This is a genomic window from Pseudomonas idahonensis, from assembly GCF_037903935.1.
Taxonomy (GTDB): domain Bacteria; phylum Pseudomonadota; class Gammaproteobacteria; order Pseudomonadales; family Pseudomonadaceae; genus Aquipseudomonas; species Aquipseudomonas danubii.
On record NZ_CP149586.1, the window covers coordinates 3,886,772 to 3,909,476 of the forward strand.

General features: G+C 57.0%; 30 protein-coding genes and 1 pseudogene. 8 read left to right on the plus strand and 23 right to left on the minus strand.

The genetic code is table 11. The annotated features are described in order from the left end of the window. Positions 1–26: 26 nt before the first annotated feature. Positions 27–305 carry a hypothetical protein gene (locus tag WIN67_RS17500; RefSeq protein ID WP_339069578.1) on the minus strand — a complete coding sequence of 93 codons (279 nt, stop codon included), beginning with the start codon at positions 303–305 and terminating at the stop codon, positions 27–29. 143 nt (positions 306–448) lie between these two features. On the opposite strand from WIN67_RS17500, the gene WIN67_RS17505 reads away from it, so the two are divergent. Next, a complete protein-coding gene (locus WIN67_RS17505) occupies positions 449–1,105 on the plus strand; it encodes a hypothetical protein (RefSeq protein ID WP_306393843.1) in 657 nt (218 codons plus the stop codon). A 123-nt stretch (positions 1,106–1,228) separates the two neighbouring features. Here the strand turns inward: WIN67_RS17505 and WIN67_RS17510 are convergent, their stop codons facing one another. Continuing rightward, on the minus strand, positions 1,229–1,546 hold the full coding sequence (locus WIN67_RS17510) for a hypothetical protein (RefSeq protein WP_102882583.1): 318 nt from the start codon (positions 1,544–1,546) through the stop codon (positions 1,229–1,231). A 70-nt stretch (positions 1,547–1,616) separates the two neighbouring features. Between WIN67_RS17510 and WIN67_RS17515 the strand changes: the two are divergent. Then, positions 1,617–2,613: pseudogene (locus tag WIN67_RS17515) on the plus strand (tyrosine-type recombinase/integrase). A gap of 382 nt (positions 2,614–2,995) precedes the next feature. Here the strand turns inward: WIN67_RS17515 and WIN67_RS17520 are convergent. Further along, a complete protein-coding gene (locus WIN67_RS17520; RefSeq protein WP_339069581.1) occupies positions 2,996–3,289 on the minus strand; it encodes a hypothetical protein in 294 nt (97 codons plus the stop codon). Positions 3,290–3,402: 113 nt separating this feature from the next. Here WIN67_RS17520 and WIN67_RS17525 point away from each other — a divergent pair, with 113 nt between their 5' ends. Both WIN67_RS17525 and WIN67_RS17530 read left to right on the plus strand, forming a co-directional pair. After that, the gene (locus tag WIN67_RS17525; protein ID WP_306393849.1) at positions 3,403–4,110 is read left to right on the plus strand and encodes an SOS response-associated peptidase family protein; all 708 of its coding nucleotides are present in this window, start codon (positions 3,403–3,405) and stop codon (positions 4,108–4,110) included. Between the two features lie 318 nt (positions 4,111–4,428). Further along, complete coding sequence (locus tag WIN67_RS17530) at positions 4,429–4,698, plus strand: hypothetical protein (protein ID WP_339069583.1); 270 nt, start codon at positions 4,429–4,431, stop codon at positions 4,696–4,698. Positions 4,699–5,075: 377 nt separating this feature from the next. Here WIN67_RS17530 and WIN67_RS17540 read toward each other — a convergent pair whose 3' ends face one another. The 11 genes from WIN67_RS17540 to WIN67_RS17590 form a co-directional block, all read right to left on the minus strand. Beyond that, positions 5,076–5,333, minus strand: coding sequence for a hypothetical protein (locus WIN67_RS17540; protein ID WP_339069585.1), 258 nt, complete (start codon positions 5,331–5,333; stop codon positions 5,076–5,078). Beyond that, positions 5,330–5,704, minus strand: coding sequence for a hypothetical protein (locus WIN67_RS17545; RefSeq protein ID WP_339069587.1), 375 nt, complete (start codon positions 5,702–5,704; stop codon positions 5,330–5,332). The genes WIN67_RS17540 and WIN67_RS17545 overlap by 4 nt, the downstream gene beginning before the upstream one ends. Further along, the gene (locus WIN67_RS17550; RefSeq protein ID WP_272755134.1) at positions 5,701–6,144 is read right to left on the minus strand and encodes a structural protein P5; all 444 of its coding nucleotides are present in this window, start codon (positions 6,142–6,144) and stop codon (positions 5,701–5,703) included. Before WIN67_RS17550 ends, WIN67_RS17545 begins: the two co-directional genes overlap by 4 nt. A gap of 59 nt (positions 6,145–6,203) precedes the next feature. Next, positions 6,204–6,374, minus strand: coding sequence for a hypothetical protein (locus WIN67_RS17555; RefSeq protein WP_339069590.1), 171 nt, complete (start codon positions 6,372–6,374; stop codon positions 6,204–6,206). Then, a complete protein-coding gene (locus WIN67_RS17560; RefSeq protein ID WP_339069592.1) occupies positions 6,340–6,735 on the minus strand; it encodes a hypothetical protein in 396 nt (131 codons plus the stop codon). Before WIN67_RS17560 ends, WIN67_RS17555 begins: the two co-directional genes overlap by 35 nt. 1 nt (position 6,736) lies before the next feature. Next, positions 6,737–7,822, minus strand: a complete 1,086-nt coding sequence (locus tag WIN67_RS17565) for a hypothetical protein (RefSeq protein ID WP_339069593.1) — start codon at positions 7,820–7,822, stop codon at positions 6,737–6,739. Between the two features lie 56 nt (positions 7,823–7,878). Next, positions 7,879–8,703: a hypothetical protein gene (locus WIN67_RS17570; RefSeq protein ID WP_339069595.1), complete on the minus strand. Its 825-nt coding sequence runs from the start codon at positions 8,701–8,703 to the stop codon at positions 7,879–7,881. Then, positions 8,703–8,993: a hypothetical protein gene (locus WIN67_RS17575; protein WP_339069597.1), complete on the minus strand. Its 291-nt coding sequence runs from the start codon at positions 8,991–8,993 to the stop codon at positions 8,703–8,705. Before WIN67_RS17575 ends, WIN67_RS17570 begins: the two co-directional genes overlap by 1 nt. Continuing rightward, positions 8,990–12,565 carry a TipJ family phage tail tip protein gene (gene gpJ, locus WIN67_RS17580; protein ID WP_339069599.1) on the minus strand — a complete coding sequence of 1,192 codons (3,576 nt, stop codon included), beginning with the start codon at positions 12,563–12,565 and terminating at the stop codon, positions 8,990–8,992. Before gpJ ends, WIN67_RS17575 begins: the two co-directional genes overlap by 4 nt. Before the next feature lie 59 nt (positions 12,566–12,624). Beyond that, entirely contained in the window at positions 12,625–13,236 is a 612-nt protein-coding gene (locus WIN67_RS17585; RefSeq protein WP_123394304.1) for a tail assembly protein, read from the minus strand. A gap of 62 nt (positions 13,237–13,298) precedes the next feature. After that, positions 13,299–13,649, minus strand: a complete 351-nt coding sequence (locus tag WIN67_RS17590) for a hypothetical protein (protein WP_339069602.1) — start codon at positions 13,647–13,649, stop codon at positions 13,299–13,301. A 155-nt stretch (positions 13,650–13,804) separates the two neighbouring features. Here WIN67_RS17590 and WIN67_RS17595 point away from each other — a divergent pair, with 155 nt between their 5' ends. The 3 genes from WIN67_RS17595 (at position 13,805) to WIN67_RS17605 (ending at position 14,760) form a co-directional block, all read left to right on the plus strand. Continuing rightward, entirely contained in the window at positions 13,805–14,083 is a 279-nt protein-coding gene (locus WIN67_RS17595; protein WP_339069604.1) for a type II toxin-antitoxin system RelE/ParE family toxin, read from the plus strand. Positions 14,084–14,091: 8 nt separating this feature from the next. Continuing rightward, the gene (locus WIN67_RS17600) at positions 14,092–14,394 is read left to right on the plus strand and encodes a HigA family addiction module antitoxin (RefSeq protein WP_339069606.1); all 303 of its coding nucleotides are present in this window, start codon (positions 14,092–14,094) and stop codon (positions 14,392–14,394) included. 114 nt (positions 14,395–14,508) lie between these two features. Beyond that, complete coding sequence (locus WIN67_RS17605; protein ID WP_339069608.1) at positions 14,509–14,760, plus strand: hypothetical protein; 252 nt, start codon at positions 14,509–14,511, stop codon at positions 14,758–14,760. Positions 14,761–14,815: 55 nt separating this feature from the next. Here the strand turns inward: WIN67_RS17605 and WIN67_RS17610 are convergent, their stop codons facing one another. Both WIN67_RS17610 and WIN67_RS17615 read right to left on the minus strand, forming a co-directional pair. Next, positions 14,816–15,181, minus strand: coding sequence for a hypothetical protein (locus tag WIN67_RS17610; protein WP_339069610.1), 366 nt, complete (start codon positions 15,179–15,181; stop codon positions 14,816–14,818). Further along, the gene (locus WIN67_RS17615) at positions 15,178–15,597 is read right to left on the minus strand and encodes a hypothetical protein (RefSeq protein WP_339069612.1); all 420 of its coding nucleotides are present in this window, start codon (positions 15,595–15,597) and stop codon (positions 15,178–15,180) included. Before WIN67_RS17615 ends, WIN67_RS17610 begins: the two co-directional genes overlap by 4 nt. Before the next feature lie 201 nt (positions 15,598–15,798). Here WIN67_RS17615 and WIN67_RS17620 point away from each other — a divergent pair, with 201 nt between their 5' ends. Beyond that, a complete protein-coding gene (locus tag WIN67_RS17620) occupies positions 15,799–16,050 on the plus strand; it encodes a hypothetical protein (RefSeq protein ID WP_339069614.1) in 252 nt (83 codons plus the stop codon). 179 nt (positions 16,051–16,229) lie between these two features. Here the strand turns inward: WIN67_RS17620 and WIN67_RS17625 are convergent, their stop codons facing one another. The 7 genes from WIN67_RS17625 to WIN67_RS17655 form a co-directional block, all read right to left on the minus strand. Then, positions 16,230–16,994: a C40 family peptidase gene (locus WIN67_RS17625; protein ID WP_339069616.1), complete on the minus strand. Its 765-nt coding sequence runs from the start codon at positions 16,992–16,994 to the stop codon at positions 16,230–16,232. A 2-nt stretch (positions 16,995–16,996) separates the two neighbouring features. Beyond that, on the minus strand, positions 16,997–17,749 hold the full coding sequence (locus tag WIN67_RS17630; RefSeq protein WP_339069618.1) for a phage minor tail protein L: 753 nt from the start codon (positions 17,747–17,749) through the stop codon (positions 16,997–16,999). An 11-nt stretch (positions 17,750–17,760) separates the two neighbouring features. Beyond that, positions 17,761–18,099, minus strand: a complete 339-nt coding sequence (locus tag WIN67_RS17635) for a phage tail protein (protein ID WP_339069619.1) — start codon at positions 18,097–18,099, stop codon at positions 17,761–17,763. Between the two features lie 3 nt (positions 18,100–18,102). After that, positions 18,103–21,330 carry a phage tail tape measure protein gene (locus WIN67_RS17640; RefSeq protein WP_339069621.1) on the minus strand — a complete coding sequence of 1,076 codons (3,228 nt, stop codon included), beginning with the start codon at positions 21,328–21,330 and terminating at the stop codon, positions 18,103–18,105. Further along, entirely contained in the window at positions 21,327–21,578 is a 252-nt protein-coding gene (locus tag WIN67_RS17645; protein WP_339069623.1) for a DUF1799 domain-containing protein, read from the minus strand. The genes WIN67_RS17640 and WIN67_RS17645 overlap by 4 nt, the downstream gene beginning before the upstream one ends. A 65-nt stretch (positions 21,579–21,643) precedes the next feature. Next, on the minus strand, positions 21,644–22,024 hold the full coding sequence (locus tag WIN67_RS17650; RefSeq protein WP_011062036.1) for a phage tail assembly chaperone: 381 nt from the start codon (positions 22,022–22,024) through the stop codon (positions 21,644–21,646). Positions 22,025–22,027: 3 nt separating this feature from the next. Further along, positions 22,028–22,681: a phage tail protein gene (locus tag WIN67_RS17655; protein WP_229365174.1), complete on the minus strand. Its 654-nt coding sequence runs from the start codon at positions 22,679–22,681 to the stop codon at positions 22,028–22,030. Positions 22,682–22,705: the final 24 nt, after the last annotated feature.

The following is a 22,705-nucleotide window of genomic DNA, read 5'->3' on the forward strand; positions in this document are numbered from 1 at the left end:
CCATAAAAATCGAACTCTCATCTAACTCAGCCGCTGAAAAATCGAATGACGGGAGCCAGAAAGCTGATCTTGTCCATCGATTTTACAAAGCGTTCAAAGGCCCTTTCGCTAAGGATGAACGCGGGTATGAAAAAGATGCTCGAAACCACAACAGTCAATAAAAATCCAATCCAATCAGTACTAACAAGGACGGCGATCGCTACGCCCAGCATCAATAGCCCCCCTGAAAAGAACAACCGCCGAGCAAATTTTTGATTTGGATATTGATTGAACATGATGAGACCACCCTTGACGCTTTCAATCACATTAGTTCCAGGGTGGTTTTTTGTCGAAACATGCCCTCTTTCACCACCTCTTAATTCCCCTTAGCAGCGGCTGCCCAACCCTCCCCAGCAGTAACCCCTCCCCCACATTCAAGTCAGCCGCTATAACGACCAAGGACGAAGTCATGCCTGAAATAAAAGAACGGCCGATCCTGTTCTCGGCGCCGATGGTGCCCGCCATCCTGGAAGGCCGGAGGACGGTTACGCGCTGCACTGTGAAGCCGCAGCCTGAAGTGCGCGAGGTCGACATAATCGGTCCAATGCTGACGTTCAAAAACAAGCGCGGCGGCCACTGGCTTTACCCAAATGCCAAAGCTCAGATCATTGCCGATTGCGCCTACGGCCAGCCCGGTGACCGGCTGTGGGTGCGCGAGAGCCTCGGCTATGACTGCGAATACGGTCACTATTTCGCCGCCGGCGGAAAGCATGGCGAAACGGTTTATCTGTGCTCGCTGTTCGATGATGAGGATGCTCAGACAGGCCCAAGCTATGACGGTCTGCTGCCCGAGCGATCCGTGCCAAGCATCCGCCTGCACCGGCGTTACAGCCGCATCCTTCTGGAGACCACCGACGTCCGCGTCGAGCGGCTACAGGTGATCAGTCGGTCGGACATTCGCGCCGAAGGCCTGGAGTGCCCGCCTGAACTGGCCAGCGACGACGTGTCGCCCAACTACAGGGACTGGTACCCGATGGCCTTCCGGGCACTGTGGGAGTCCACCGGCGGCGACTGGGACGCCAACCCCTGGGTCTGGGTCGTCGAGTTTCGGAGGGTGCAGCCATGATCCTCCCCGCCCTCTACATGCTCTACCTGATCTACACGGGGCCAAGGCCATGAATGACGTTGCCGAACCTGCGCGGCCTAGACCAAATCCAGCGTTACCCATAACCGTAAATGCACTTTTGGTTCATTGCCCAAGGTTAGGCTGGACGGGAATCAGATCCTGAACTTCTGCGCAAGAGTAGGTGTTGGAATAGTCGAAGAATTTCGGCCTTAATTCGGAGCCGTAGCTCATACATTGGAACGCAGACGAGCCTTTTTGCAAGATTAGAAAGTGAACCGTGCCGACTCTTGCTGGCGACTGGTAGGCGGCTTTGATCTCATAGCCACTGCTTAGCAGATCGGTCACCTTTTGAGTTTTTGCCAAGGCCAATGTGCTAGTGACTAGTAGGCCCAGCAGCGAGATGCTCAGGGCATTTTTTGCAATACGATTCGTTCTTGGCATGAGTCCGTCATCCGTGAAGGGAAAATGCCAAGTTACCTAAGTTCAACAAAACCGTCACGGCCCAAGCAAGCTGAGTCGTAAAACAAGGAAGCGCGGCAAGTTGGTGTATTTCACTTACGACCTGGGTGGCAAGCCGCGCAAAGAGATTTACCTGGGAAAGGACTACGGGGTTGCAATCATGGAGTACGCTCGCCTCGAGCGAGATCGGACTTCAGCAGCTGCCGTAGCAAAGGTCACTACCTTTCGATATGTGGCGGAAAAATATCTAGTGGAGATTGTTCCGACAAAGGGCGTAAACACCCAAAAGGATAACCTCAGAGAGATGAAAAACCTTCTCGCCTTCTTCGATGATCCACCAGGCCCACTCGATAACATCGAGCCGATACACATTAGGCAGTATCTGACCAGGCCTGAATCGGCGCCTGTACGCGCCAATCGGGAGAAGGCTCTATTTAGTGGAATCTGGAACTATGCCCGTAACAAGGGCTATACAGCTCTCGCCACCCCCTGCACAGGGATCAAGGGTAACAAGGAGACGGGGCGAGACAACTACGTTGAAGACGAACTATTCCAGAGGGTTTACGAAAAAGCTGATGTCGAGCTCCAGGACGCAATGGACCTCTTCTATCTGACCGGTCAGCGCATTGCCGACACATTGAAAATGGATGAACGCGATATTCGCGATGGCCGCTTAGCTGTTCAGCAAGGAAAGATCAAAGCAAAGCGCCGCATCGAAATCACTGGCGAACTGAAGATTGTTCTTGATCGAATAATGGCGAGGAAGGACTCCCACCAATTCCGCTCGACGCGGCTGATCGTTTTGGAAGATGGCACACCATTGACGGTGGCCATGCTACGAAGAAGATTCGACCTTGCTCGAGAGGCGGCCGGGGTTAAAAAGGCTGATTTTCAGATGAGGGATCTGCGCGCAAAAAGCAGGCACGGACAAGTTCGAAGCTAGCGGAGATATTCTGCAGGCACGCGACCAGCTTGGGCACACAACTGTCGTCATGACCGAGCATTACATTCGCAATCGGATAGGTAAGAAGGTCACGCCTACAAAGTGAATTGCGGAGCAGTATTTGAAATTGCGGAGCAGTTCAGGATAAGGCTCACTCAAAAAAACCGTGCAAGCCCTTGAAATAGATGGTGCCCGAAGCCGGAATCGAACCGGCACGCCCTTACGAGCGGGGGATTTTAAGTCCCAATATAAAATCAAGCTGGCTGCGGCTTTCACGTCATTTTCCGGTCCGCAATCTTGTAAATTTTTGCGCAATTTATCGCAATGTTTTCAGATAGTTATGAATCGTTGCGGCCCAAAAAAGATGCAGAAAAATAGCTCTCACGACTTTAACGAAAGCGGAATGGCGCATCCCATTTCTCGCCACATTATGCCGATAACGCATAATCCCTCCCCGGCGTCCTGCCAAACAAAAACACCCCCAATTGCTACTCAACGCGACACCACCACGATTGCGCATATAGAGCTCCGTCGACCTCCTCAACGCCATTGATGTTCATCCCCAACTGCGCCATGCCGTTGACCTTTGCATCGAGCAGTCGCGGGAACACATCAGGGCCTGGATCGCTTTTGAATATCCAAGCCTGAACGCAAGGTCGTCCCAGCGCCTGGCTGTGGCTCTCCAGGATATGGATGTCTCCTTTGACAGGCTGGATCTTGCTGAGCCTTTCTGAAGGTATTGCTGCGCCACGCTCCCTGCGGCGAACGATAAGAAAAGTCATGGGGGTGATCGCGCTATAACTGTATGTATAAACAGTATTTCACCACTTGGCGCGCAAGCGAATTGACGCCGACAGACGGAGCTATGCTTTCTCCTCTGCAGGGAGAAACGTCTATGTGCGGACGACTTTCGCAATACCACGGCATTCACGACTTCGTTGCAGCCCTGAGCATGCCCGGGGCCCTGATCAATAACGTCGGTGATCAGCCCCTGGGGCGCTATAACGCGGCGCCGACGATGCAGCTCGCCCTCTTCCACGTCGTAGAAGACAAACTGCACGCCGACGCCGTACGCTGGGGGTGGCGGCCGCACTGGGCCAAAGACCGCGCGGCGCCGATCAATGCCCGCGTCGAGAAGGTCGCCCACGGGCCGTTCTTCCGCCAGATCTGGCCGCACCGGGCCATATGCCCAATCGACAACTGGTTTGAATGGGTAGACGAAGGCGGCCCGAAGAAACAGCCGTACCTGATCCGGCACCGCGACGGCTCACCCATTCTCTGCGCCTCGATCGGGCAATTGCCTGGTCAGGACCGAAGCGAGCACGAAGGCTTTGTGATCACCACCGCCGACGCACAGGGCGGCATGGTCGATATTCACGACCGCCGGCCGGTGGTCCTGGCCCCGAACTTGGCCCGGGAATGGCTCGATCCGGCCACGCCGAAGGAGCGTGCGGAGCAGATGGCCCTGCATCAGGGCGAGCCGGCGGATGCCTTTGAATGGTTCCGTGTCAGTACCGCGGTAGGCAACGTGAAGAATCACGGGCCGGAACTGATAGCGCGTCTAAACAGGCCCGCTGGCGGCGACATCGTGAACAACGGCTGAAAGCCCGATCGTTAGTACGTCTAGGACTGCTCGCAAGTCATTCATCTGACCAGTACCTGATCGGCGCAATTGAGTATGCTGGCAAACACAAGAATTAAAAAATCATAGAGCGCCTTGCATTCACTCGTCTATGGTCTTAACTGTGCAATGCAACAAGAGTGACAGGTTAAAAAGAAATAGAATTCTACTCTCTTCTCCGTAAATAAAAGCCCTCCACGAGTCAACCTAACCACTGATTACCAGTAACAGTGGCAAGTCTGCAGAGTTTTAGATAGGGAGCCAACTCATGGAACACTCAATTCAAAAAGGAATATGAATATGAGCATCAAAATCAAAAACAAACGCCACACAGAAGTCGAAGTCGCAGTCAACTACTGGCATACAGATGGTAAACCCGGCGATGTCAGCGATACCTATTACGTACTGAAACCCAACACTGATGGCGAATGGAGACGCGAGGATGCAAGAGGTTACTTGATGGACATAAAAAACATCGGTGTATATTACATCGCCTATGACAGCGAAATCACCATAGAAGACAACGCTGTAAAGAGCAACGACAAGCCGATTACCAAACTATCTTTTTAAAAATGAATAATATCGAAAAGCTGTGAAACCAATAAAAACACACACCAAATGACCAACATCGGACTTGATGTTGGTCATTCCAGTGCAAAGTAACACTAAGAGCCCCCACTTGACTTGCTCAGCAGGAGTTTTTTTTTCGACTGAGTGCTAAGTTTGGCACACCATTCAAAAACAACTACTACTTTTCTGTGGCAACTTATTTGACATAGGTTTGGAACGTGCCAAGCGCGATCAGTCCTTGGTCGCCGTCGTCGGTGATTCCGATAATTCGCTAAGCGCTTACTGGGAGAAGTTCAGTTCTCCAGTTACTTCACCAGGCCGTCATAGGCCTGCTCACACGTCACTCCCCTGCTCCGGCTTTGATCAGCATCTGCTGATCACTGGCAAGCTGCGACTGCCGCAACGAGCACGCGCTCGTACCCGACCCGCTGCCGCCGCTCTGCCAGCAGCGCCCGTACCTTCAGCTCCAGGCTGTCGGTCTTCTTGAGGCTGCCCGTGGCCCAGGCTGGCACGGGCACCACAGGCGCCCTGCACGGCACTTGCACAGGCACCTCCACCCGCACGGTGCGCACTTCAGGCTCCCGCGCCGCACACCCCACCAGCGCAACCACAATTCCCAGCAGCAACCACTTCATAAGCCCAGCTCCTGATCAATGATCGATTCGGCCGCCGGCGCCGGGTCACCGCCGGTACGTTCCTGCAGTAGGCGATTCGCCGCCGAGTAGTCGTGCTGGGCCAGCTCCTTGGCGTCGGCCTGAGCCTGGGCGGCTCGGCGCTCACGCTCTTGGCCAGCCAGCACTAAGTCACCCAGCTTTCGACCCTGCTCCCCCGCCAGGGCTTCCAGGTTGTCGCGGCCAGCCTTTACCGTGGCCAGTTCCGCCTGGGCAGTGTCGAGTAGCGGCCGGTAATGCCTGGAAGCCATCCAGCCCCCCAGGGCAGCGCCGGCGGCCAACACCAGGACGACGGCCAGCAGAATGCCAACCACCCGCCAGGCGCCGGCGCTCACTTCAGGGCCCTGCGCAGGCCTTCCTCGAATACCTCGCTCGAGTAAGGGTTGCCGCCGTTTTCGTGCACGATGACCCCGAGCATCACGGCGCGCAGGGTCGCCGGGTTCTTGATATCGATCGCGTCGTTCGCCTTCACACCCAGGCGCCTAGCGATTGCGGCGATGTAGGCCTCGGTGTCGTTCTCGTTCCCGGGCGCCCAGCGAGTGATGAACTCACGGGGGGTGTCGATGCCTGGGCCGCCGACTCCCGGCATACCGTCTTTGCCTCGGTAGTTGAGCAGCAGCTTGCCCAGGGCACGAATCCCGTTCTCGGCAGTGTCGAAGATGGCAAAGCGGCCGTTCGGCTCCTTGCCGAGCTGGCCCTCCCACTGGTTGCGGGGGTTGTAGTCAATGTTGCCGGGGTTGCGGTTGCGGACACCGCGGGCGTTTTGAATGGTCATTGTCAAACTCCAGGCACAAAAAAACCCGCACTTGGCGGGCTGGGTCGGGTGTTGCAGGTCTAGATCAGGTTGCGTGCCTCGGCGCGCTTCTCGGCGATATCTGCCGGGATCTCCTTGCCGGTCTCAAGCTTGCGCACCACAAGCCAGTCAGTCTGGCGCAGGTACTCCCTGGCCTCTTGCGCCTTTTGGTCCTGCTCAGTGAACGTTTTCTTGCTCTGCGAGAAGTCCATTGTTGTCCTCGATAGTTTCAATGGCTGGGATCTCAGGAGGTTGTGCTGGGTGATCGGTGGGAATGTCCACGGGGCCATCGGCGGTCACCATCACTGGCTCAGGAAAGCGAATGGCATCGGTAACCGTGGCTTCGTCGTAAGGCATGAGCAGCGCGACAGACAAAACACCATCGGCGGACATGACTGCTTTGTCGGCGAACAGATCGGAACCGATGGCATCAAGCGAAAGTTCGTAGCCTTTTTCCAGAGGCGAGAAATCGAAGACCTCGCCATTGATGGTCAGCATGTAGCCTTTGACGTCTACCGACTCAAGGGGCTGCCAGTCCGGCGCATGTACCGGGGAGAAGGTGATCTTTACCATGTTATTTCCACCTTCCTAAAGCCAAAACAGTAACTTTAGCCAGCGCTCCGGTGGCAGTCGAAACAATACGAACATCGGGCGCCCCGGTTAGTGTTGGAGCTGTGTTTAACGCTGCCCAGCTAAATCCTACCGAGTAAGATTCAGATGAAGGAATAGCCGTAGGGGCATCGCCCACGAAGGCGACTGGCCACTGGAACGAAACACCATTACTAGAGAACAGGCCGCCACCAATCGCGTTGCTTGCTGCGCCAGATTCTTTTCTGACAGTTCTACAGATCATCGTACCGTCAGGAAACTTTGTAGCTTGGCCGTTCGCGTTGGTGATTAGCTCCGGTGTCTGTCGGGTCCATTCTGTCGGGTTTGGTAGCCAGCCAGCCTTGGATCTTGCGAACACGGTCCCGTCGATGATGCTTGTGACTGTCTGAGTCCATGAACCGGTGTCGAGGTAAGACTGCTCAAGAGTCCCGTAGACCCCTGGCCCGTTTGCGGTTTCAGGGCGAACCCTAGCTTTTCCAGATGCAGGCGGAACGTTTGCATCTGCCAAGTAATTGATCGCCTCACCCTTCGAACCAACGCCGTAGTCACCAACGCTCAACATACTTCGCCAGGAACCCCATGCACCGCCCTGCATGCATCGGCTGTATAGCCGCCCGCTATTCCAGTCAGAGAACTGCTGTGAGCCTGTCGCGTTACTGACGCCGGCCTGAGTTATCAAAGTTCCGGTCATGGCTCCAAATGGAACTAGGTTGAACTGACCCGCTGCATACCCGCCAGTCCTATAGGTATCTGGATTCAGGTTAAGCCCAGTAAACGGCATATTATCCAAAGATCCCACACCATAGGCCCCGACAACCGCCTTCACAGCCGGCGAAAAGTCGCCAATCGTTGCGGCCAACTGTGTACCGGTATGATTCGCCCGGTTCTTTAGGTTTGCATCCGTGTCGTTCTTTGTTGCGCCAGGCTGTATACCTTCCGTCTTGGTGTACAGTTCCCGGGTCATGTCGTTGATTTTGGTGTTCGCCACTCTAGGGGTGTCTCCACCTACTCCGTTTGGCAGAGCTCCAAGATTGATTTCCTGTCTTGCCATGCTTTTCTCCAGGCAATAAAAAACCCGCTCAGGGCGGGCGCATTCGAACGCTGTAGTTACAGCTGTGGATTAAAGGGGTATGGGTATTCAGAAGTGTCTATGTACGAGCAAGAAGGCATGCGGTTTGAAAGCAGCGACATGAATCCCTGGGGGGTCGTGCTGTGAACACCGTCGTACGTGGTTTCCGGAGAGTTCCACATGCAGTGCACAATTGACCCTTGCTGTCCGTAGCAGCCCTCGTGAACGGCGCCCCTGAAGACAGTGCTGCTGCCGAGCTGACTCACAAAGCCGCAGCCGCGGTCCCATGGAATATGCGCGGCATATGTCTTGCTTGGATTGAGGTTAACCGTGTAATGCGCCCACAACACGCCGCCAAGTCTCGAGCCCGTCGGCTGAGGGATGAGCACTGCAACAGAACCGCCAGAGAACGGCGTTTGCATTCCATTGGGAAAGGTCACAGGGCCCGGCGGAGTCGACGTGCCAACAACGTTCAGCGGTCGCTGCAGGCTGTTGAACGTGAACCCTCCGTCTTCCTTTCGCGTCTTGAGCGCCGGACCGGTAAAGATTGGCCGCATGATGTCAAAGCAGTAAACCTTGATGCCGTCGACCTGGCCAGCGAAGTAGAACACTGTCTTGTTGCCCTCCTTTGACTGAAACGGCTTGTTGCTCGCGCCAGTCACGAACACGAGCGGGCTGATTGCGCCCTCAACCTCGAACTTGTAGATGTTGTCGTAGAAGACGCTCCACCCTCCGCCTGATTGAAGCCTCTGCCATCCTCCGTGATAGGTGACGGGCCCGCTCTTTATCAGGCCGTAAATCGACTTCGAGGTGTCATAGAGAACATTGCCGCTCTCGTCGCGGACTATGAGTGCGGTGTTCATCAGTAGTACCCATAGAAAATTTCGCAGTTCATCGCAAAGCCGCCCGGTATCACGTACCCCCATTCGAGCCTGTTCTGCGTAATCGTGACGCCAGGCTTCTTGCCCGCTGTCCGCTGCGAGTCTTCCAGCGGCTGAACAACGTAGAAGTACGATCTTCCGGCCGGCAGCGAAATGGCTATCGACCCGTTGCTGCGGTTGGTGATGACCGAGCCAGCCCCCTGGCTCAGCTTTCTAGTCATGTTGGTTGTGATGTTGCCGCTTGCATCACGCGTTATCAGCCCGACCGTCATGTCGCATCCACGCTCAAGTCGATGGCTTTGACGCCATTCGGATGGAACACAAACAGCCCTTTGTTATTGATCATGAGCCTTGCTCCTCCTGGGGCATTACCCATCATCTGGAAGGTTCCATCCGGTAAGAACGCCCACCCCGACTCATTAGGGACATAGTTGCTCGACTGCAAGTTACTGCCGATCTTGAGCATGTCGATTGACCCATCCTGAATAAATGCAGAGCGCATAAACACCTGCCCCCCTTCAACAGCGAACGGCACGATGCCGCCTTGTTGAATGGCAAACAGATCAGCATCAATGACGAACTTGGATTGCAATCCCCCCGGCCCGTTTTCGAGACCAAGCCCGACACCTGCCCATTTGTACTCACCAGTGGCTGATGCGTACTGCAGGCGAACCGACCAAGTCAGCGAGACCTTCCCGTCAACATCTTGGATCGCCTCTTTGTTCTCTGCGATCGCCGCGGTCGCGCCGTTGAGGTTCGTCTGAACGGTACTGATCTCGCGCCCCAGAACGCCGTCGGCATCGATTCGTGCCTGGCGCTCTGCCTGAACCGCCGCCGTGTTCTCTCCTACCTTGGCCTCAACTCGGTCAGTTCGCTTGCCCTGGGCATAGTCGCCTTCGCCGATGGCGGACCAGACCGACCAGACTCCGGCGCTGGTGGTGTTGTCGCCCGCATAGCTGCCGGTGTCACCGGAGTACAGTGGGTTGAGCTGGACAAACACCCCGTCGACCTTCTCCGCTTGGGCAGTAACGACGCCGTCCAGTTCCGAAATATCCAGCGTGTTCTTGTGCACCTCACCAGCCAGTGCGCCGGCCTCTTCAAGGATGGCGGCGATGTCCTGCCATGGTTCCGCAGGCGGCGCGACTCCCACGGCAACAGGCCCTTGGGCCTGATAGATCTTCTGCCCCAGGCGCACAACATCGCCTTTGGCATAGGCCTTGGCCGGGTCGTAGACGAGGGCATCAGTGATGTCCTTGACCGCCTGATTGATCCGGTCGTTGACCGATCCGGGCCCATCACCATCGACCAGGTCGATTCGCTCGTTCAGTTCCTTGCTGATGATGCTTTCGTCGACCTTCTCCTTAATCAGATCAAGGATCGGGCCGGCATCAGCGCTCGCCTGCCCCATAACCCCGCTCCCCACCGGGTAAAGCGGCCCCACGTTGCCAGTCCGATCCACCAGGCGAGCCCAGAAGAAAAACCGAGCACCCGCCGTCAGCCCCTGAAGGCCGTAGTCGGATTGCGGATAGGCCAGATCCGTCAGCTTTGTGGCGTCCTCAAGGCTGTTGCCTGGGCCATACCAGATCTCCGTCCGTTGGGTATCCTCTGCGCCGGCCGGGAAGCCCCACTTCAAGCCAATGCCGAACAGCTCGCTTGTGGCATTCAAGTACGCAACCGCCGGCGGAATCCCTTCCTTGCCCTTGAGATTCGTCAGTTCGGAGCTCTTCCAGATCGAAGAGATGTCAAACGCACTCACCGCCCGTACACGAGCCAGATAGGCACCGGCGTAAATACCGGTCACGTCCACGCTGGTTGAGCCTGTGCGTTGCAGCTTGACCCAGTTGCCGCTGTCCTTGCGCCATTCCACGTCGTAGCCCACAGCGCCGCTCACAGCTGGCCAGGAGATGTTCATGGTGCTGATTGCGATGCCCTGGTCTACCGCGGAACTCGATGTCAGGGTGACGCTCGACGGCGGCGGGACGACAGTGATCGGAATCACGCTGATTGGGCGCTCTTCCAGTCGGGCGCCGGTGTCGATGTGCGCAAACTTGCTCGGGTCGTACTGAACGGCTGATATCTCGAACACCCCGGGCTCCGGTCGGGCCACGCTTGTGACGCGATAGAGAGGGATAGCCAGGTCATCAGCATCCAACGCCCACACCAACTCGCGCTCAGGCACTGCGAAATAAGCAGTGGTCACAGTGACCTGCCGACCGCTGACCACCTGGATGGTGCGCCCTTCGCACTTACCGTCTGGCAGGTTCAGGATCAGCCGGTCGCCGGCCTTGGCCTGGGTATCACGGTCTAGGGTGATCACCTTGCCGCTCACAGCCGCGATACGCCCGCCTACGGGCCTGCCGGCCAGTAGCTCATCAGCAACGGGAATGACGTAGCCAGGCAGCGGAATGCGCCCGTCCAAGCCCACCTTGAACGTGATCGCTCGATCCCTGGAGTTGGTGAGCAATGCCCACTTGCCGCGGCGCTGGGCCTCGGATTCGCGGGTGCAACCAATCGCGCTGATCTCGAGCGGGTTATCGCCATAACGGCGCTGCAGCTTCTGGTCGGTCACTGCAGTGACATCGGTATCGTAGTTGTTCGCCGGGTTGTCGTAGCTGACAAGAGCGCGCGTGTACCGGGTGCGCTCCGATGCGCTGGAGTAGGTGAACTTGCCGTCGATCACGTTCGCTTGCGTGTAGGCAAAGTCAAAGTCGGTGTCACGCGGCATATCGGACAGGGTAAAGACCTGCCCTTGGGCCCAATAGGTCATGCCGCGGTAGATGGCGGAGATATCGCGTAACAGCGTCCAGGCATCGGCCTTGCTCTGGAGATTCAAGTTGCAGATGAAGCGCGGCTCTGTTCCGCCCTTCCCGTCTGGTACCAATTGGTCGCAGTACTGGGAAATCCGGTACAGCTCCCACTTGTCCACCTGCCACGGTTTGATGCGACGGCCCAAACCGAAGCGGTCGCTGACAGTGATGTCGTAGGTCATCCAGGTTGGGTTGTCAGTCCAGGCCAGCTTGAAGCTGCCATCCCAGATACCGGAGTAGGTCCTGGCCACAGGGTCGTAGTTGGCCGGCACAAGGACCTTCTTCAGCTTGGTCTCCACGGTGACGGCTGGGATGCTGCGGAACTGTTCAGCTGAGAACTCGATGTAGAGCAGCGCGGTGTTCGGGTAGCGCAGCTTTGCATCGATGACCTCAGTGAAACCCGCGATCTGCATGGTGTCAGCGATTTTGTTGTTGTTCTGGTTCGGGGTGATGCGGGTCACCCTGAGCAGCCAGCCGCTGGTAGCTGCCGGCAGATTGATGCGTCGGGTACGCTCGTAGACACTGGTGGTCTTGCCATCCACTGCCTCGTTCAAAACCTCCTGATAAGCCCCGCCGTCGGTGGCCACCTCGACCTTGTAGGCAATCCGGTAACCGTTGATGTTGCCAGCCGCATCAATGGACTGAAGCATCGGCCAGGCAAAGCGCAGGCGCACGGCCGAAAGCTGGACGTTGTTGATTGCACGAATCCACGGGGTGCCGCTGCGCAACTCGGTGCTGATGGTGGTCTCGTTCTCGACCGATGGGATGCCCTGAATATAGGCCTGGTCCACTGCCCCGGTACGCCATTCCCATTTAACGTTCGGGAAGTTCATGTTTCCCTGCGGGTCTTGCAGCGGGGTGTTGTCGAGGTAGATATCGCGCGCAGTCGGCACGCCTTCAAATTCGCCCTCGCCCACTGCAATCAGCATTTTGGCTATGGCTACAGAGCGCAGACTGTCCGGCGCCTCTATCGGTGCCTTGGGTTTCTTTTCGCCGCCCTTGGCGCCGTGGACTTCGATACCTTGTACTGCGCCCATGCTTTCCTCCAGGCAATAAAAAACCGCCTCATGGGCGGCTGCGGTGCTGCGAGCGACGATTACATCTGGTCTTCTGCATAGATGGCAGCGCTGATGATCGCACCGCCTACACGACGCTTGCCGTAGCAGAGCGGGACCGGGTTGCCAGAAGCAGTGGTGTTCTTGGCGCCGCCGAAGGCGTAGCCGGGCGTGTTCTCTGGTGCTGCGCTGGTCTTGAGGCCGCCAGGTTGGGGGCTGAGCATTTGGATAACACCGCCCAGCATCATCGACCCGCCCGTCATGATCAACGCGGAACCAAATGGCGCGCCAGCACCGAAAGTCCCACCAGTGATGATAAGGCCGACAACAACCAGAACTGCACCCACGATGGTTTGCAGGGCGCCACCGCGCTTGCTGCCGGTGATCACTGGAGCAATGCGAATATCACCCTCTCCCGCAAAATCAAGTTCCTTCTCCACCAGGTTTGTCTTGCCGCGAAATACAGCGAACTCCAACCCACGGGACTTGGCATTGGACAAGAAGCGCTCGAAGCCGGGAATCTGCACACACAGGGCCTTCACCGCCTCGGCAGGGCTCCTCACTGCCATCCGAAAGGACCGCCCAAATTGCCGGAGTTGACCATAGAGCAGGATCGTAGTCATAGGCTGATAATTGATAGCAAGTGCCGCCATTTGCTTTTCTCCAGGCAATAAAAAGGCCCGCCTAAGCGAGCCCTGAACAATTTAATGTGCCGCTACAGGCAGCCCTGTAGCGCGGTCAGTCGTTTGTTGGCAATCCAGTTGCCAACCACTACGTAATACTTTGCCTCAGAACCTGAGCCCTTTGGCTGAATATCAACGAAGTACTGAGAACCCTCAGTGAACACTGTATATCCGGTGTCACGCCCCGGCTGAAGCGTTGCCCCAGGCGTGCCGCCGAAGATCGGCTGGTTCTGCCATTCGTACTGGACACATTTTGCCAACGCGGCGTCGGCTTTCTTCGAGATCAGCACCTTATACGGCCCTGTCTGGCGCGTCTCATTCATGGTCGGAGCCATGCACCCCGCCAGCATCGCCAATGCCAGCGCCCCTATCAAAACTCGCATAAATTCCGCTCCTTGTGAGATCGGCAGACGATAGCATCCAGGGGCTTGAAACGAAAAAGCCCAGCAGGACTACAAGCTACTGCTAGTGGATGCTTGTATTTAAGCGCGACCGGCGTATACTCGACCTTAACGAATAACGTTAAGCATTCAACGCCATGATTCGAAGCTTTGCATGTGCCGACACGGAAGCGCTTTTCACGACTGGTAGGACAAGGCGCTGGGCCGACATTAAGTCAGTCGCAGAGCGCAAGCTGGCCCTACTGGATGCAGCGAAAGAGCTTCGAGACTTGCGCTCACCGCCTGGCAATCGCCTCCACCCTCTTGAGGATGACCGGCAAGGCCAGCACAGCATCAGTATCAACATGCAATGGCGAGTGTGCTTCGTGTGGACCGAGGATGGTCCCGAAAACGTTGAAATTGTTGACTATCACTGAGGTGCATCATGTTTAAGAACGGCATGCGGCCAGTACATCCTGGCGAGGTCCTTCGCGAGGACTTCCAGAACGAAATGGGTTTTAGCGCCGCCGCCTTAGCCCGTGCGCTTGGCGTAGCTACCCCAACCGTAAACAACATTCTGCTTGAGCGCGGCGGCGTCTCCGCAGACATGGCGTTGCGCCTGGCTGTCTGTCTGGATACCACTCCAGAGTTCTGGCTCAACCTGCAAACAGCCTACGAACTGCGAAAAGCCGAGCAAGAGCATGGCGCGGAAATTGCCGAAGAAGTGCAGCGACTATCAGCTGCCTGACGCCCCCCCCAATAAAGCCCGGCCAAGCGCCTCGACTGCCAGCGAGGCTTCTTAGCTACGCAACTTAAACATGACTGCTCGACAACCTTGAATTCAATTTTTGGAGATATTCGAATGAACCCTTTCAAGGAACCGCTGCAACCCAATGCGCTTGATCCACAGCAAGCAAATGAGTTTTTCATGAAGCTGCAGAGCTACATCGCTCTGGCTGGTTCAGATGAGGACTTACACAACCGCTTCCATCTTGCTCATGCCTACCTCGTAGGATGGATTCATGGCGGGGGCGACCTAGAGTTGGCCAAGACCTTTCAGACCGTGATTCATGGTACTCAGAAGCTTCGCTCGCAAGAGCTACGCCAGAACTGATTCGGGATGCAAAAAGCCCAGCGCGGGGCTGGGCCAGTTAAGCCAAAATCTAAAGTCACACCACAGGTGACTTATGAGACCACTTGCCTATTTCCAATAGAACAGCTGTATTTGCACTGCCCTCACCCCATATTGGATTTTTCAACTTCCAGTAATAAAAATGGACTTTCTTCCCAGATTCCAAGGTTTTCTTGCGAGGGCTTCCATCCTTACTGTACAGAGCAACAATATCTCCAGCTTTAAGTTCGACATCAGGCAGCCAATATGCGGATTTACTTCCAGATATTGGATTACCTGTATTACCACGCTTAGAGCGAAGAACAACATAGCTCCCAATATCGACGTCTTCCTTGGCGATGAGTATAAGCCTTTCTTTTTCGAGGTTACCGGACTCTATAAAACTCCCGATTTCGAGTCTCATACCTTTTTCCTCTTTGAAGAATAGCTTCCTCCGACCAGGCCTAGACCCGTGACACATGCCAATATAGTAAGAGACACGTTACCCCATGCGGTAGGAATGTATCCAAGAATTAAACATCCAACCCCAAGCATGGTTGACTGCATTGTATCCAGAGAGGCAACTCTTTCTATTGTTGCTTTAGCAACAGCCAACTCTCTCTTAACATCGTAAAACTCATCCCTGACCCGTTCTAACACTACAACTTTATCTTCTGCGACATCAAGCCTATCTAAAATCATTTTTTGAACTCCAGAATGTGACATTTCGTCATCGCTCAGAATTCTCTCGATTCTTGATAAGGCTCTTTTCTCATTGGCGCCTTCATTTTTAACTAATATCGCGTCGCTATCATCGGACGCGGAGTCAAGCTCTGCCATAGTCCTTTACACCGCTCTCTACGCCTACTGAATAAACTGGAAGGTTTACACTTTACCGGCTGACACGAGCGGCTTCTAGCTGTATGAAAAGCCAGTACGTAGCCTGACCTTGGCCATAGTAGCGTTGCGCCTCCCAACGAACTGCTCCAGTCCGTTGCCGGAAAGCCCATGGACTGGGGTATCAAGACCTAGGAGGTCAATGTGAGCGAGCAAAAAGTTATCGACCCAACCGCGGCAATCAATCAGATAAATAACACATTGCTGGCACTGGCTAGACTGGCTGCAATTACCAACCCCGAAGAGGCCAAGAAGTATTTAGGGGCGGCCGTGCTCGCTTCTCGCGAGAATGGTGCCGGCGACGAGTTTGTGCACCAGATTTACAGGAAAGTTTTCCCAGGTCAGGATCTTCCTGCCACCTACTCTCTGGACATTCCAGTGCCTAAAGGGCAGTAACCTTAAGCATCTGTACTGAGCCATCCTTTACGAACTGCCTCGAAAGGACAATAGCTCCATTCTTCTTGCTCGTCAGCCAGGCGGGGTTCCCCTCGGAGTCTTTAGCCTGGCTCTTGATGTAGTTCTTCAAACAGTCCAAAACAAAATGGCTCATTTCTCTCTCCTGCGGCCTGGCCGCGTCATGTTGTTGGTTGTGCTTCTTTGTGCCTGAGGATCAGGCGAGTTCTGTGGTGCCACGGACCGCCGTAAACGATGATCTCGCTCGGGCGACCGTACAGGTGGTGCAGCAGGAAAGGCCCCGGACCGAACACCTCGGCATCCTCGCCTGGTAGCGCTGGTTCTGTGCCGAGGTAAATCCCGGCATGGTTCGGGTGCGCCGTACGGCCCACGTTCATTACGATCATGTCTCCGCGCTGCGGCTGATCCACCCGGTAGAAACCTGCGGTCTCATAGGCCTGCTCGTAGAGGCTGGGCCCTGCTGGATCCTCCCACCAGCCATCGGTACGCTGGAACGCTTCGAACTCCAGGCCCCACTCGCGTTTGTACCAGTCCGCGCAGACCTGCCAGCAGTCCCAGGCGCCATGCACAAATGGGCGCCTGAGAAGCGGCGTAGAGTCCGATGGGGTAACCGTGCGCAGATCGCCCTCAGGCCAGCTCAGAATGTGCCAGGGCAAGGCTGTGGCCTCGCACATAGCCAGGTCCCGAGGTGACGGCCTGCTGGTGGCGTCTGGGTGCGAATGAACAATGCCGATCACCTCGCCCAGATCCTCCGCCATGGCATAGTCCTCCGGGTCAAGCCGGAATTCCTCGCTCGGCTCGGTCGAGATGTTTCGGCAGGGGAAGTACTGCTGTTTGCGACCAATGGCCAGAATCAGGCCGCAGCACTCCTTAGGGTACTCAGCTGCGGCATGCGCCTGTATCGCGCTCAAGATGTGCTTGCGCATGATCAGCTCCTGGCAATCAGAGATACGGCCGGGAATCCGCCGTGAGAGAGCTCGTTGTTTTCGCCAAAGCGTAACTTGCAAGACGACAAACAGCCTTTGCACTGATCCTTGGCCGGGTCGTCCGTGGGATTGTCTTCATCATCGAACATGGCCGCACCGGTGTAACCGCAATCAGGCCCTCGGTAGCCGTTGGTCATCGCCCAGTGACAAAACGTCGTCATCTGCCGGCCTGGCAGTCCATGGTTGTCGATCTCACCCGGAGAAGAGAGCTCCCAAACAACAGCTTCTCCGTCTTCGCTGGTTTTCTGGTCGATGTACCAGATCTCAAGCGCTTCCTGGGTTGGGTCGGCTGTTGGGTTTCCATCGGGGAAGTTCGCCGCATCCAGGTACTGGGCCAGGGTCTCGCGGAGCGTCAGCTTGAACTTCAGCAGGTCATCAAAGGCCAGACACAGCGCGGTGACTCGCCCGTTCACGTTGCCGGCGGCAAAGGTTGGCCTTGTGGCCGTGCCGTCACTGCTGGAGCCTATGCCCTCGATCTGCACCGGCCAGGCGGCGTACTCCGCGCCCTGCCACCAAATCGACTTGGCAGGCAGGTCCTCTTCCAGTCCGGCGTAGGCCAGCAATTCTTCCGGCGTGTGCGGGATAGCGTGACCGTGAAACCTCAGGTAATCAGCGCCGTACTCGGTTCCGTCAATTTCGAACAGGCGAATTTCGCCGCCGGGCTCCAGTTTCTGGATGTCCGTGATCAGTGCCATGGGCAGTTATCTCAAGGGTGAAAGGTTTGCTCGAAGGTGGCGGTGATGGCGTAAGCGGTGCCGCCGCGGTGAACCGGTTTGTAGCCGCTGCACTTGTAGAGGCCAAGCTCGCCCAGAGGCGGCTCCCAGAGAAAGCCTTTTGCCCCCTTGTGCCGATCAAGGAACGCCATGATCTCCTTGATGCGGGGCTTCAACCCGGTAAAAGTCACCGGCCAGGACTGGGACCTGTTATTGATCCCGTCCTCGACGGACTGGGCGTATCCGTCGCCGAACTGCTTGGTCCGGACGCGCTGAGTGACTTCCCCCTCGGCGCCCTTTTCAGTTGCCCAGGTGAATCGTTCGAGTGCCATAGATCATCCTTTTAGGTTTCGGCTGCTCACGCCGCCTTGGCGCCAAGACTTGGCGATTTCTTCGGCTGCAATCTGCCGCGTACGCGACTCCATGTTCCGCTGGAACAACTCAGCATCGAACTCAGCGCCGTCTGGTCGACCGGCCTCCTGTTCGCTCAGGACGATCGGCATGTTGAGGCTGATGCTTACCCCGCCGCCTCCACCTCCAACGGCTCGAATACCCAACTGGCCGCCTGACGTCCTGGCCAGCGGTACAATCGCCTCGGGCCCGGCCTCGCCCATCACTCCAGCCTGGCCGCCAACCATCCCGAAGGCAGTAGGCTTGCTGACCACGCTGTTCGTGAAGGCACCCCCATCCTTGAAGAACTGAACACCGCCATCCCATCCGCCACCGTTGGCCTGATAGCTGGAGAAGTCGACGCCGGTGTACCCAGCCTGCGTTGAGCCGGCGGAGGCCGCCCCGCCGCCGAAATACGACCCAGCAGCAGAGGCTGCCATGCCGAACAGCGAGCTGAGCGCCGCGGAACTGGCCTGACGAGTAGCGATTCGGGCCATGTCTGCGAGGATCGACTTCGCGAAGTCAGCGAACGACAGCTTCCCGGTCATGGCGAACTGCACAATCGCATCTTCCATGGAGCCGAAGGCGTTGGTGAACAGGCTCTTGGTCTGGCCGGCAACGTCTCGCGCCGACTCCAGGTAGTTCTGCCAGGCCGAGGACGCTCCATTCGTCCAGTCGCCCTGGGCAGCCGACATATCGTCGTAGTTGCTGACCACTGTGTCGTGCAGTTTCTGCTGGGTGGCCTCCAGCGCCTGCAGCTTCTGCGTGTACTCGTCGAGGCTCATGCCCCGGGAGCCATCGCCGTACTGGTTGGCCAGGTCCAGCTTCTGCTGGTTGATGCGGTCGTCGATCGCGTTCTGCTGGTTGGTCAGGTCGCGCTGGCGATCACCCTGGCCAAGGCCAGCGGCAGCACGCATGCCCTGCTCGCGCAGAGTATCGACTTGCTGCTGCAGGGCGCTGGTGTAGGTCTTGACCGCCAGTTCCTGCTTCTTCAGCCGGCCCTCTTCGTTCTTTGCCAGCACGCTCAGCTCGGTGTCAGCGTCCCGCTGAGCCTTGACCATGGCGGCGCGGGCATCGGCGATCTTCTGGTCCAGCTGGATGCGCTGGGCGGCAGAGGTGCTGGCCTTGCCCTTGGCTGCCTCAAGTGCCGCAATTTCCGCCTCATAGGCCGCAGTGACCTCGTCCCGCTCATTGCCGATCATGGCCTCACGCTTGAGCAGATAGTCAGCCTGGGACACCAGTCCAGCCTTCTGCGCTGCGTCCAGTTCCTTCTGGGCGTTTTTGTACTCGGACAGGATGCCGGTGAGGTTGTTTTTCGAGTTGTTGAAGGCCGTCAGGTCTACCGCGCCGGCGGCAGTCTTCGTGTCCTTGTACTTGCTACGAATGTTCTCAAGATCACGATCAATCAGCTTCTGATCCAGGAGTGGGCTGTTGGGATTGGCCTCCCTAAGATCAGCAATGTTGCGTAGGTACTTTTCCTCTTCCTTGTCGCGCTTCTGCTTGTTTGTGTACGAGGCCTTTCGAATTCCTTCAAGCTCTCGCTCAGCATCAATCCCCTTCTGGGTAATTGCATCGCTCTTCGCGCCTTGCTCGAGCTCCTTCTGTTTTGCGCTTTGGCGCTGCTCAATCAGAGCAATCTCTTTCTCTAAATTTGCAATCGCTTTGGTGCGAAGGCTGCTTTCTGGCTGAGCTCTAACATCCTCAAGCTGACCTTGCTTTACTTGAAGGGTGAATGTGTCCTGATCCGCACCAGCGCGGCTCGTAAATTCGCCCCAGTAATCACTGAACGCCTTCCTAGCGTCGCGCCAGGCACCAACAACACCACGAGCAGAATTTTCAATGTCCTTGTTTCGCTTTGCCATTGAATCGGCAAGCTGGTTGGTCAGCAGCTCCAGAGCCCCCATCTCGTCGCCCTGGGTTTGCAGTACCTGAATGTGAGAGTAAGTCTCCGCACTCATGAAGTGGTACTGCCTGTTGTACTCAGCCGCAAGGGCCGCAACATCGCCTTTATTGCTGATCAACTGCTTTGCAATTTCATCCGAGCTTCGCCCAGTCGCAACTGAAAGCTCAGTGGCGGCACGAGCAACGGAGTCAAAAGTACTCCCGGTAAGCTCGCCTGAGCTCACAATCGCGAGCAGTGCCTCTGACGCCTGGCTGAGATTCCCCCCTTTGCCAAGCGCCAATGACATTGCTGTAAGTTGTGCCGTGGTTTTTCCGGCCGCACCACCGCTGGCTATCAGTGCGTCATTGAACTTTTCAGCTTGGCCAACCCCCTGAAAGTAAGCTGCTGCAAGGGTCCCAACGGCAGCGGCTGCAAGCGCAATTGGTGCAGCCATAGAAAGTAGACTGGCCGCAGAGGCCCCGGCTCCAGCACCAAGCTGTGCAACAGCCCGTGCACCACTCCCCCAATCCCCGGACTGCAAGGCGTTGGCCAGTTGCATGACGTTTTCTTGAGCCTGGCGGGTGCCGAGCTTCAGCTTATCGAATGCGCCCTCTGTAGCAGTGATGCCGGCCCGATCCTTGCCTACCTTGGCCAGGGCCTCGCTGTAGCGTTCCGCGTTGATTGCGCCAAGACGGAAAGCTTCATGCGCCGCCTTCTCCTGCGCCTCCAACTTGGCCAGTTCCTTCGTTACCGGGTCGATGCTGTTGACCGTTCGCTTCAGCGCTTCGATCTGCCGGTTCTCGGCGTCAATCAGGCGCTGCTTCTGCGCCGTCTCCTTGGCTTCGGCTTTCTCGATCTTGTCGAAGGATTTGCCGAGACGTTCCTGATAGGCCTCTTGCTGCTCGATGGTGACCAGCCCACCCTTGCGGGCTCGCTCAAGCAATCCCTCTGCCTGGACCAGCTTCTCCATGCTGTCGATATTGCCGGTCATCGCCCTGTCGAGCTGGCTGATGATGGCGATTTCGCTGGCGGCACTTGTCCCGGCCTTGCGGCTCGCGTCGACCTGGCGCTCCTTCGCACTGGTCGCTTTATCGATGCCCTGGGCGGCCTCCGCCTCAGCTTGGCTGATTTTCTTGCCGGTGTTGGCCAAGCCCTCCCCAGCCTTGCCAAGGTCATCGACGGCCTTCTCTGCCCCTTCGGCCGCGTCGACCAGTTTATCCAGGTCATCGGCAGCCTTGACCGCCTGAGACGACTCAACCGCAATGCCAAGCGAAGCGAAGGTAGTGCTCATTTGTTGTCTCTCTGTTCAGCCATTACGGCCAGGGCCTCAGCCTCCATCTGCCGGATGTCACTGAAAATGCTTGGCCTGGAGCCAGCCGGCACACCACACATTCGGATGACGCTCGGCAGGACGCCGTAGTCCAGACCGGTAGCGCCGCACGCGCCGACCCGCCACTGGGTGTACATCGCCTCAAAGACAATGAAGGCCGGCCAGTTGTCTGGCCAGACCTCGCAGTCCTGGCCGGTGAGATCACCCACCAGAAAGCCAAAGGTCTTCAGCTCTTCAGCCGAAGGCCCCTGCTCGTAGAGTGTGCGCGCGGCGCTTAGGAGTTTCCCAGGCGGGCCTGGTTGAACGCCTCGGAATATGCGGCCAATACCGCGCTGGGTATCGAGACAATCGAGGTGACCAGGATGCGGATATTCTGGTCGTTGAACTCTTCTTCGAAGTCCCAGCCGGCCACCACAGCCTTCACCTGATCCACCTGTAGGTCGATCTGGGCCGCGGTGAAGGCTTTCAGGTCCATCTCGTCAGCCTTCAACCCCAGGGCCTTGTGGCGCTCGCCCCACTCAGCGTAGAGCTCGGCCAGGCCGGTCCGGTCCAGGTACTTGAACTCAAACCCCACCTTCACCGGCTCGCCGCCCAGCTGGGGGATCAGCACGTCAGCCCTGAAGGTTGGATTCTGGATCAGCGAGAACTTTGCCATGGGTTACACCGAGGTCAGATAGCGGGTTGGCTCGGACTGCAGCGCCAGGTTGACGGTGCGGGTCAGTAGGTTGTTGCGCGATACCGCCGGCTGCTTGGAGAACGAGGTGTAGGCCCCGTACAGCAGCGTGTCATTGCCCGGGAGATTGAGGCGCGCAGCCTGCACCTTCTTGCCGGCGTCAGCCGCCATCAGTACCGCGTTGAACGGCTGGACCGGATCGTCGGCGATGGTCAGCACCATGCTGGCAGCCGACTTGTCGGTCGGAATCTGCTTGCCCTGGTCATCTTCCAGGAAGGTGACGTCGAGATAGTTCTGCTCGCCGCCGGAGAAAGCCAGGTCGGTGACCTGCGGAATCAGTACCCAGGTGAGGATCTTTTTCATGGTGCCTGCACCGTTGCCAGCCGGGAACAGCTGCGTATCGGTGGTATCGATCCCTTCCAGGGTGATCGCCGTGGCAGTCGCGGCTTTAATGCGCACCACCTTGTTGTCCAGCTTGCTCCAGCCGGAGGTCAGCAGCACGATGTCGCCGGCGTCCAGGTCGGCGCCCAGAACGGTGGCGACCGCCTCGGAGGCGTTGGAAATTGCGGTGAAAGACAGAGCTGTGGCGTAAGTCGCAGCGTGCTGGAAGGTGCCGCCATTGGGAATTTTGTAGCCCATTGGGTGTTTCCTCTCTTCAGAAAT